The sequence below is a fragment of the Marinitenerispora sediminis genome (genome assembly GCF_003336425.1).
Classification (GTDB): Bacteria; Actinomycetota; Actinomycetes; order Streptosporangiales; family Streptosporangiaceae; genus Marinitenerispora; species Marinitenerispora sediminis.
This window is the reverse complement of sequence record NZ_QEIO01000168.1, coordinates 1-10,332: the sequence shown is the minus strand read 5'-3', so window position 1 is coordinate 10,332 and position 10,332 is coordinate 1. Positions and strand designations below refer to the sequence as shown.

The window sequence follows — 10,332 nt, the reverse complement described above, 5'->3', positions numbered from 1 at the left end:
GGGGAGCGCGGGGCGGAGAGCGGGCGGGTGATCGCGCGGACGAGGGCCGCCGACGCCAGGGCGGTGGCGGCGTTGACCCCGATGAGCGGCGCCGGCGCCACCACGGCGACCAGCAGCCCGGCCAGCGGCGGCACCGCCAGCTCCGCCAGGGTGGTGGCCCCGTAGACCTGGGAGTAGGCGGCGGTGAGCCGTTCGCGGCCGACCAGCCGGGGCAGCGCGCCGAAGTTGGCGGAGTCGAACACGACGTAGAGGGTCTGCACCACGAAGGCGACGGCGAGCACGTGCAGCGGGTGCAGCGCGTCCAGCGCCCACGCGGCGGGGATGCTGGCGAGCGCCAGCCCGCTGAGGAGGTCGGCCCCCACCATGAGGGCCCGGCGGTCCAGGCGGTCGCTCACCGCGCCGGCGAACAGCCCGAAGAGCAGGTAGGGCAGCGCGCCGGTCACCGCCACGGCCGACGTCCAGGCCGGGGAGCCGGAGAGCTGGTAGACGAGCACGGGCAGCGCGACGGTGGCCACCAGGGTGCCCGTGACGGAGACCACCCGCGCCGCCAGGTAGCGGCGGAAGTCCGCTCGGAGGGTGGCGTCGTCCTGGGAGCGCTCAAGGTCGGAAACAGTCAAATTTGCCCCTTGGGGATGGATGTGAAGCGCATGGACGGTAAATGCAATGTGTCGCGTTGATCACACGGTGCAAAGTATTGATAATGATAATCATTCTTTCCTAGGGTCGTAGCCGTCCGAAACACCCCACCGTCGGAGCGTGAGGAGGTGCACAACATGGAGCAGGTGTTCGTCAAGGTCGAGCAGGAGCGCGAGCTGCCGCACAACTCCGCCAGCCACAGCAACGCGCTGGTGGAGAACCCCTTCGAGGAGGAGACCGAGTAGCGCACGGCAGTGGGGCCGCCGCGGAGCACACGGCGGCCCCACGGCCCCGCCGGGACGGGACCGGCCGAGCCTCCGGGCACCCCCGCCGGCCGGCCCTCCCCCTCGCAGCGGCGGCGGGTCGCGCCGCGCGACGCCGACCCCTGGCACCACGACGACGGAGCACACGTGACCAGCACGACGCCGGACTCCCGCGCCACCGCGCACCCCCTCCCGCTCCCGCCGCGCCTGCGGCCGGGCACGGCCCTCTACCGCGCCGGAACCGGCCGCACCGTGCTGCGTGCCGCCGACGGCGAGCTCTTCGAGATCGCCCTGCCCGACCCCGCGATCGCGGCGGTGCACGCCGCCCTCACCGGACCCGACGGCGCCGGCCTCCCCCCGGAGCTGGACGCCTTCGCCGCCGCCGGCCACCTGGGTGCGCGGCCCGGGTGGCCGGCCGGGCGGCGCCGGGTCGGCGTCGTCCGCACGCCGGCCGACCCCGGCGCCCTCGCGCCCCTCGCCGCGGCCCTCACCCTCGCCGGCGCGATCGCGCTGCCCCTGGACCCCGGCGACGACCCCGAGCGGCTCGCCGCCGCCGACGTCGACGCCCTGTGCTGGCTGCACGACGGCCCGGCCCCCCGGTCCTGGACGCGGCTCGACGCGCTCGCCGACCGCGGCGTCGCGTGGCAGCGGATCAGCCGCGAGGGGCGCCACGTCCTCATCGAACCGGTCGCCGCCCGGCCCGGCGACGTCCGACACGCCGACGTCCGCGCCCGCCGCCTGGCCGCCGCCGGATCCGGCCACCGCCACCTCACCGCCTACTGGGACGGTGCCGCCGCCGGGGAGCTCACCCTGGGCGACGAGCGCCCCGACGAGGCCGAACGCCGGCTCGTCGCCGCCCTCGTCGCGCAGGACCTGTGCGCGTGGGCGCACGACGCCGCACCCCGCCCCGGCTCCCTCACCCCGCACGCGACACCCGCCCGCCGCCGGCTGCGCGTGGTGGACCTGGACACCGGCGACATCACCGACCACCCGGTCCTGCCGGTGCCGGCGACCGCGCCGTGACGGCGCCCCCCGCCGTCCGGCGCACCGTGCGCGCCCCGGACGGTACCGCCCTGGCGGTCACCGCCGTGCCGACCGGCCGGCCCGGCCCCGCCCCGGTGGTGCTCGTGCGCACCCCCTACGGTAGCGAGCGGCTGCTCGCCGAGGCCCGGGGCTGGGCCCGCGGGGGATTCACCTGCGTCCTCGCCGACGTGCGCGGACGCTTCGCCTCCGGGGGGACCTTCACGCCCTACCGCCACGAGGAGGGCGACGGAGCCGCGGTGCTCGACTGGGTGCTGCGCCAGGAGTTCTGCGACGGCACGGTCATCGCCGCCGGGGCCTCCTACGGCGCCTACTGCGCGCTCGCACTCGGCGTCTCGGGCCATCCCGCCGTCCGCGGAGTGCTCGCCGCGGTCCCCGCCATGGGGCCCGGCGAGACCGCGCGCGAACCCGGCGGCGCCGCGCGGCTCGCCTGCCGGGTCGGCTGGTGGGCCGAGCACGGCGGCAGCGCCCGGCCGCGCTCCCCGGCACCCGAGGGCGCCGCACTGCTCGCCGCGGTGCCGCCGATCGGCATCCTCGACCACCTCCTGACCGCACCGCCGCCCGGCTGGCGCGACCTGTGGCGGGCTGCCCGCCGGGGCCCGCTGTGGGCCCGGCTGTCCGCGGCCCGCCCCCCGCTGCTGGCCGTCGGCGGGCTGCACGACGCGTTCGCCGCCGACACCCTCGAACTCGCCCGGGCCTGGGGCGGAGCGGTGCGGCTCCTGCTGGGCCCGTGGGGCCACGAGCTGGACGCCCGCCGCCCCGGCGCGGCCCTCGGCGGCCGGCGGATCGGCCGCCTCTACCTCGACTGGGCGCGGGCCGCCGCACGCGGGACCGTCACCGGCCGCCGCGAACTCCTCGCCGTGACCGGCGACGGCCAGTGGCGCCGACTGCCGCCGCCCGGTGCCCGGCACCGGCGGCTGCGCCTGAACCCCGATCCCGCGGCCTTCACGGCCGACCCGCACCGGCCGTTCCGCTCCCGCCCCCTCGACACCCCGCTGCCCGACCCGCGGGCACGCGCCGGCGACGACCACGCCTTCGCGCGCACCCCGCCGCTGCCACCGGGGGAGCTGCGCGGCCCGATCGGCCTGCGGTGCACCGTCGTCGCCGACACACCCGACGCCGACTGGGCGGCCCGCGTCTCCCTGTGGAACGGCCGCGAGCACGTCCAGCTCGGGCACGCCGTCCTCCGCCGCGCGCACCGCCCCGGCACACCCGCGCGGATCGCGCTGCGCACGCCGCCGGTCGCCGCCGTGCTCCCCGCCGGTGCCCGGCTGGCGGTCGAGGTCGCCGGCCACCACTGGCCCCGCCACGCCCGCAATCCGCACACCGGCGTCGATCCGGTCCTCGCCACCGACCTGCGCCCGAGCCGGCGGCAGGTGACGTCCATCGACCTGGACCTGCCGTGGTGCGTGCCCGGCGCGGACGCCGTCCCCGCCGACGCCCTGCCGGCGGAGGTGACGTGAGCGCGCCCGGCTGCCCCGGACCCCGGAGGCCAGCGGCGGCCGACCGGGGAGGCCCGGGCGCCGGCACCGACCGGCCCGGGGGCCGGGGCCCCTCGCCGCGGCCGCAGGCGGACCTCGCGGCCGCCGCCGGCGCCCGCACCGGGGCACGGGCATCGGCCCGGCGCGGCACGGAACCGCGCGACCACCGAGGAGGGCGGGCCGGCTCGACCGCGCCCGCGGAGACAGCGCCCCCGCGGACCGGTGGCCGCCCGGGCCGGCGACGGCGGCGGCATCCGCGCCCGGCGGCGCGTCGGCGGAGCGGGAGCGCGGGGTCGAGGCGATGCGGCATGGCGGGCTCGGCACCGCCGCCTGCCGCGGCGCCCGCACCGCGCCGGCCGGGGGACGGCGTCGCCGCCGCCCGCCTGTGCTGGCACGCGCCATGGCGGTGCTCCCCGGCCACGACTCGGCCCCGCGCCCGCGCCCGCGGAAGGGGGGAGGGCCGTCCGCACGCGGTTTCCGCCCGCTCGCCGGGTCCCGCCGCCACCGCCGGCCTGCGGCTCCCGCCGCGCCCCCGAGGCCGCTGGAGGAGGCACGCGGTACTGCCCGCGACGATGCCGCGCGGCGGCGCCCCGGCAGCGCGACCGCCGCCTGGGAGGACCAGGAGGAGCCGCCGCCTTGTGCCGGCCAGCCCCGTGCCTGCCGCCGCCCGGCCACGGCTCCGGCCTGTACGGCTGGCCCACTCCGGCGGCGCGGCCGTCCCGCCATCGCCCGCGGCGCGGTCCGGGCCCCGGGCGGCGCCCGGCCGTTCGCGAACCCGTCCCGACCCGCCCGTTGTCCCCGGCCGGAACTCTTCCGCCACGGCCCGACAGGACCGCCGACCACCCTGGAGCGCCCCTATGACCGTCCCCCCGTCCACCGACGCGCCGGCGCTGCCGCCCGAGGCGCTCATCGATCCGCTCACCGGTGTCGTCCGGCGGCTCGTCCCGGTGGCCCCGGTTCCGGGCATGCCGCCGCGGTACCGGGGCGTCACCGCCGAGGTCGCCGACGCCCGCCGGCTCGGGGTGTGGCCCGCCGACCGGGTCAGCCTCGGTACCACCTTCGGGGACAGCGACGGCGCCAGGATCGCCGCGCTCGGTGAGGCCGTGGAGCGCTACTGCGGCAACCGGGTGCCGCCGGGGCTGCGCGTCGCCACCGCTGAGGAGATCGCGGCCGGCGGCGAGCGGCTGTTCGGACCGGACGACCTCCCGTTCTTCGCGCCCTGGCAGCACACCCGGCCCGGCTTCCCCTACCGGCCGTTCACCGCAGACCAGGAGATCGCCTGGGTCGCGGGGGAGGAGGACGGCCGGACCTGCTGGCTCCCCGCGTCCTGGGTGTACCTCAACTACCACTCCGGACAGCGGCGCGCCGAGCCCCGCGTGCACCACCTCAACTACGCGGGCATCGCCACCGGAGCCGACGCCGCCGACGCGCAGCGCCGCGGCCTGCTGGAGCTGCTGGAACGCGACGCCCTGGAGCTGTGGTGGCACCTGGGCGGCCCCACCACCGGTATCGACACCGCCTCCGTACCCGGGCTGGCCGCCGAGTTCGCCGGGTCGCGGCTCGACGTCCACCTCGTCCGGCTGCCCAGTGAGTACCCGGTCGCCTGCGTGGCGGCGGTCGTGGTCGACCCGGTGACCGGGATCGTCGGCGGCGGCGGAGCGGCCCGGCTGGACCCCGCCGAGGCGTGCGTCAAGGCGGTGCTGGAGGCCGTGCACACCTGGGTGTTCACCCTCGGCCTCATCGACCCCGGAGGCTGGGTGTTCCAGGCGATCGACGCCGGAGTGCTCGCCTCCGGGCTCTACCTTCCGTTCCGGCCGGACCGCGACTACGCGCGGGCGACCGGCCGCGACTTCGAGCGGGTTCGCGACCTGGGCGCGCAGGTGCAAGTGTGGCTGGACCCGCAGGTCCAGGACCGGCTGCTGCGCCGGTTCACCGAACCGGAGCGGACGATCGGCGCCGCCGACCTGCCCCGCGGCGACGACGCGGGCCTGCGCGCCGCCCTCGCCGCGGACGGCGTGCGGATCGCCACCGTCGACCTCACCACCCCCGACGTGGCCGAGACACCGCTGCGCGTGGTGCGCACCTGCGCCACCGGGCTGGTGCCCAACGCCCCGGCGGCGTTCCGCTACCTCGGCCTGCCGCGCTGGCGCTCCGCGGCCGCCGCGCGCGGCTGGGCACCCGGCGCCGACCCCGCGTCCGGACCGGACGGCCTCGTCCTCGACCCGCCGCCGTTCCTGTGAGCGCGGCGCCCGAGACCGCCCGGGACCCGGTCACGGCGGCGCTGCGGACCGCGTGGTCGGGGCGGCCGCCCGGCCCCGCCGCTCCGGAGTCGCGGCCCCCCGACCGGCGGCGCTGGCCGGGCGCGGCCGTCGCGCTGCCGCGCGCTCCGCACGCCGGCCTCGGTGCTCTGCTCGACCTCGCGCTGGCAGCCGACCCCCGGCGCGTCCAGGCGGGGGTGCGGCTGCGCCGGGTCCCCTCGGCCGGCGGCCGCTACCCGGTGGAGGCCCACGTGCTGCACGGCCCGGCCGCCTGGCGCTACGACCCGGTCGCCCACGCCCTGCGCGCCCCGTCGCGCCGCGGCCCCGGCCCCGGGGCGTCCTGCGCCGTGATGCTCGCCCTCAACCCGGCGCGCACGGTCTGGCGGTACGGCCCGCGCTCGCTCCCGGTCCTGCTGCTCGACCTCGGACACGCCGTCGGCGCGCTGCTCGCCGCGGCCGCGGCACGGGGCGTCACCGCACGCGCCGAGATCGGGCCACCCGGGCGCACCCTCGCGGCCGAGGCCGGGCTGCCGTTCTCGGACGGCGCGGTGCGCTGGCCGCGGACCGCACCGGAGTACCCGATGGCGGTGGTGCGACTGGACCTCCCCCCGCCTCCGAGCGGGTCCGCGCCGCTCGACTCCCCGGACGGGCTGGCGTCCGCCGCGCCCGATGCCCCGGGCGGGGCGGTCCCCGGATCGCCCCGTTCCCTGGACGGGACGGTCCCCGGGCCGCCTGCTCCCCCGGGCGGTACGGCGTCCGAACTCCTGGGGGGACCGGCCGCGCCGGCGCCGTGCCCGGAATGGAGCACGACCAGATCCGGCCGCCTGCCCACCGCACCGGTCGCGGGCGCCGACCTCGACATGGTGGCGGCGGCGCTGGCCGCGCTCTCGTCGGCCCCGGCAGCCGCCACCATTGAGCTCCCGCCCGTGCCGCCGCCGAGCGCCGGGACGCTGCTCACCCGGCACAGCGCCCCGTGGCCGCACATCGGAGGCGGGGGAGCGGCCGTCCCCGCGGCCGTCACCGAGGCCGCCGCCGCCCTGCACGGCACGGAACGCGTGCTCGCCGTCCACCCCCGCGAGGTACCGGACCTGGCCGCCGCCCTCGCCGAACGCTGCTGCGGGCAGCCGCAGGTCAGCGCGGCCGACACCCTCCTGCTCCTCCTCGGCAGCCCCGACCCGGCCCCGCAGGCGGCACTCACCGAACACGTCAGCGCCGGCCTCGCCGCCCACGCCGCCTGGCTGACCGCCACGGCCACCGGCCACCCGGTACGCCCGGTCGGCTGCTGGCTGGACACGGTCCTGCACACACCCCAGGGCCGCCGCCGCGTCCTGCACGCCTTGGCGGTGGGAAGCGCACGGCAACGATGAGGCCCGGTGCCGGGGGAGGCGCCGATGTCGGCTCTGCCCGCAGGGTGCCGGGGACCTGGGCGGCCATCCCGTGCCGGTGCCGTTCGGCGGACGTCGGCCAGCCGGTCGAAGGGGGTGGGCGCCGTCCAGGGGGCCGCGTGCCGGCCGGGTGGCGCGCGGTCCGGGCGTGCGCGGTCGGCTGGAAACCTGATTGCCGCCAGCATGGGTCGTTCCCTACGGTCGCGGCATGACGATCAGCTACGAGTGGCGAGGGCGCTTCGACAACACGGCGGTCAACGCCCTGCACGCGGAGGGCTTCGGGCATGCGCCGCTGGAGGATGACTGGTGGGCCCAGGTCAACCGGCACAGCCTCGGGTGGGTCTGTGCGAGGGAGGGCGGCGAGCTCGTCGGGTTCGTCAATGTGGCGTGGGATGGTGCCGGCCATGCCTTCATCCTCGACACCCTCGTCGCGGGGGGACACCGGCGGCACGGGATCGGGACCGAACTCGTCGCCGCGGCCGCCAGGCAGGCCCGCGCGGCCCGGTGCGAGTGGCTGCACGTCGACTTCGATGATGATCTGCGGGACTTCTACTTCGCGGCCTGCGGGTTCCGGCCGACACGCGCCGGCCTCATAGCTCTGTAGCCGCGCACCGGGCGGGCAGCCGTTTTGTCGGGCGGCGAGCTCGCCCCGGGGCTGGCGGACTGGCGGCCTTGGGGGGTCGCTACTCGGCGCGGGCGGGGCCCGGTGAGCGGGCTCCACCCTGGATCCCAGCAGTAGGAAGGCCGGTGGCGTGGTCGAGATCGAGACGTTTCTCAGGGGAGTGGACGGAGCGTTCGTCCGGGTGGAGGTATGCCGCACCTCGCCTCCCGACCACCACTACATCGAGGGCGCCATTCGGCTGTCCGTGGGCGGTGTGGAGATCATCGGCACCCCGGAGTGGGACTACGTGGACCAGCTCTGGTGCTACATCGCCACGATGGCGGCGACATTGCGGACGTCGGGGTACGCGGAGACCTTCTTCCCGGACCAGCCGATCAGGCTCTCCTTCCGGGAGGCGGGCCCCCGCGTCCTGGTGACCGCCGACTTCGGTGGCGACATCAGGAGGGCGAGCACCTCGTCAGCGGAGCTCCTTGGGGCGCTGCGAGCGGCCGGGACGGTCTTCTTCCGGAAGATGTCCGAGCTTTGTCCCCATTCATACGCCGAGGCGGAGCGGGAGTTGTCGGCCTGACCCGGGCACCGGCCCCGCCGGGGAACCGGTCCGGACCCCGTACCCCGTGGTCCCCCGCGTGCTCGCCCCCTACGCCCCGGGTCGGAAACGGCGGGCCTGGACGCGGGGCCCGCCCCCCGTGCCGCGGCCGGGCACCCGCGCGGCCGCGGGCCCTCCGGCGGCGCCGGCGGCTACTTCCCGTGCGGGTCGGCCGCGTTGAGCGTCGCGACGACCTGGTCGTAGTCGCCGCGCGCTTCGGCGTGGCGCAGGAACTTCACGCGCTCCACCTGGATCTCCCGCGCGTCGGGCCGGGACTCCAGCAGCGTGACGACCTCCGCCACGAACTCGTCGAGCGGCATCGCGAACTCGCTGGTCTCCTGGCCGGGCAGTAGCGCGGTGCGCACGGCCGGCGGGACCAGCTCCAGGACCTTCACCGACGTGTCGGCGAGCTGCAGCCGGAGCGACTCGCTGAGCATGTGGATCGCCGCCTTCGACGCGTTGTAGCTCGGGGTGGCCCGGAGCGGGGCGAAGGCGAGGCCGGAGGAGACGGTGATGATCGTGGCGTCCGGCCGGGTCCGCAGGTGCTCGACGAACGCGGCGATCAGGCGGATCGGGCCGAGCACGTTGGTCGTGACCACCGACTCCGCCGAGGCGAGGAACGACTCGGGCCGGTGCCAGTCCTCGACGCGCATGATGCCGGCCATCGTGACGAGCACGTTGAGGTCCGGGTGCTTGGCGAGCACCTCCTTCGCGGCGCTCTCGATGCTCCCGGCGTCGGCGGTGTCGATCCGCACGGTGTCGATACCGGGGTGCTCGGCGGCGATCCGCTCCAGCAGCTCGGCGCGACGGCCGCCGACGATGACGGTGTTGCCCCTGGCCCGCAGCTCCAGGGCGAGGGCGAGTCCGATGCCGCTCGTGGAGCCGGGGATGAAGATGGTGTTTCCGGAAATGTTCATGCCTTGAGACTGCCCACTGCGGCGGGAGGCGGGCAGAGAGCGGTTGTCGGGGGATCGGCGATCCCTGGTTCGGGCCGGGGCGGCGACCGATACTGGGCCCATGGATCGTGCAGCACTGGCGGCCTTCCTGCGCCGCCGCCGCGACGGGCTGCGGCCCGAGGACGTCGGACTCGCGCCGGGCGCGCGCCGTCGGGCCGCCGGGCTCAGGCGGGAGGAGGTCGCGGCGCTGGCCGCGATGTCGACCGACTACTACACGCGGCTCGAACAGCAGCGGGGCCCGCAGCCGAGCGAGCAGATGCTCGCCTCGCTCGCGCGGGTGCTGCGGCTGACCGGCAGCGAGCGCGACTACCTGTTCCGGGTGGCCGGGCGCAACGCGCCGTCGCCCGTCTCGGCCGCGCCGCATGTCGCCCCCGCCCTGCTGCGCGTCCTGGACCGCCTGGCGGACACTCCGGCGCTCATCCTGTCCGCTCTCGGCGAGACGCTCGTGCAGAACCGGCCGGCCGAGGCCCTGTTCGGCGACAGGTCCGGCTGCACGGGGCTCGCCCACAGCGGGATCTACCGCTGGTTCACCGACCCCGCCGAGCGGCGGTGCTACCCCGAGGACGACCACCACCGGCAGAGCCGCGCGCAGGTGGCGAACCTGCGTGCGGCCTACGGGGCGATGGGCCCGCGCTCGCGGGCGGGGGAGATCGTCCGGGCGCTGCGGCAGGAGAGCGCGGAGTTCGCCGAGCTGTGGGAGCGGCACGAGGTCGCCAAGCGCTTCGAGGACCACAAGACGCTCCTCCACCCCGAACTCGGCGCGATCGAGGTCGACTGCCAGACGCTGTTCACCGAGGACCAGTCCCAGGCGCTGCTGGTGCTCACCGCCGCCCCGCGCACCGCGGACCACGAGAAGCTGCAGATGCTGAGCGTGCTCGGGCACGAGCGCTTCCGGGCGGACACGCCCGGCCTCCCGCTGGATCACTGAGGGGGTGCCGGTGCGCCCGGGCCGGTGGCCGCGGCGGTCGGCGGCCACTCGGCCGGGCTGCGGCCGGCCGCTCGGCGGTCTAGATGATTGAGTCCGATGTCTGAGGAGGTCGCGGACATGGCGAAGGGTGCCCGATGGTTAAGTCGTGACACGAAACCTGGACACCCTTCTCACCG

Annotated in this window: 10 protein-coding genes; 8 read left to right on the top strand and 2 right to left on the bottom strand. The window is 77.2% G+C overall.

The features are described 5' to 3' along the window. The coding region (locus tag DEF28_RS23140; RefSeq protein WP_114446227.1) for an MFS transporter at positions 1-617 on the bottom strand (617 nt) is incomplete at its 3' end. A 156-nt stretch (positions 618-773) separates the two neighbouring features. On the opposite strand from DEF28_RS23140, the gene amiA reads away from it, so the two are divergent. The 7 genes from amiA to DEF28_RS23115 all read left to right on the top strand — a co-directional run bounded on the left by amiA (position 774) and on the right by DEF28_RS23115 (position 8,254). Then, positions 774-881 (top strand): streptamidine family RiPP, encoded by a 108-nt coding sequence (amiA, locus tag DEF28_RS28880; RefSeq protein ID WP_258862786.1) that lies wholly within the window; start codon positions 774-776, stop codon positions 879-881. A 165-nt stretch (positions 882-1,046) separates the two neighbouring features. Then, positions 1,047-1,922, top strand: a complete 876-nt coding sequence (locus tag DEF28_RS27695) for a hypothetical protein (RefSeq protein WP_158562906.1) — start codon at positions 1,047-1,049, stop codon at positions 1,920-1,922. Further along, the gene (locus DEF28_RS27690) at positions 1,919-3,403 is read left to right on the top strand and encodes a CocE/NonD family hydrolase (protein WP_114400346.1); all 1,485 of its coding nucleotides are present in this window, start codon (positions 1,919-1,921) and stop codon (positions 3,401-3,403) included. Before DEF28_RS27695 ends, DEF28_RS27690 begins: the two co-directional genes overlap by 4 nt. Positions 3,404-4,278: 875 nt before the next feature. Further along, positions 4,279-5,661, top strand: coding sequence for a YcaO-like family protein (locus DEF28_RS23130; RefSeq protein WP_114400345.1), 1,383 nt, complete (start codon positions 4,279-4,281; stop codon positions 5,659-5,661). Then, positions 5,658-7,046, top strand: a complete 1,389-nt coding sequence (locus DEF28_RS23125) for a hypothetical protein (RefSeq protein ID WP_114400344.1) — start codon at positions 5,658-5,660, stop codon at positions 7,044-7,046. The genes DEF28_RS23130 and DEF28_RS23125 overlap by 4 nt, the downstream gene beginning before the upstream one ends. 226 nt (positions 7,047-7,272) lie before the next feature. Then, a complete protein-coding gene (locus DEF28_RS23120; RefSeq protein WP_114400343.1) occupies positions 7,273-7,668 on the top strand; it encodes a GNAT family N-acetyltransferase in 396 nt (131 codons plus the stop codon). Between the two features lie 148 nt (positions 7,669-7,816). After that, positions 7,817-8,254: a hypothetical protein gene (locus tag DEF28_RS23115; protein ID WP_114400342.1), complete on the top strand. Its 438-nt coding sequence runs from the start codon at positions 7,817-7,819 to the stop codon at positions 8,252-8,254. A 170-nt stretch (positions 8,255-8,424) separates the two neighbouring features. On the opposite strand, the gene DEF28_RS23110 is transcribed toward DEF28_RS23115, so the two are convergent. Continuing rightward, positions 8,425-9,189 (bottom strand): SDR family oxidoreductase, encoded by a 765-nt coding sequence (locus tag DEF28_RS23110; RefSeq protein WP_114400341.1) that lies wholly within the window; start codon positions 9,187-9,189, stop codon positions 8,425-8,427. A 100-nt stretch (positions 9,190-9,289) separates the two neighbouring features. Here DEF28_RS23110 and DEF28_RS23105 point away from each other — a divergent pair, with 100 nt between their 5' ends. Beyond that, the gene (locus DEF28_RS23105) at positions 9,290-10,156 is read left to right on the top strand and encodes a helix-turn-helix transcriptional regulator (protein WP_114400340.1); all 867 of its coding nucleotides are present in this window, start codon (positions 9,290-9,292) and stop codon (positions 10,154-10,156) included. Positions 10,157-10,332 lie beyond the last annotated feature (176 nt).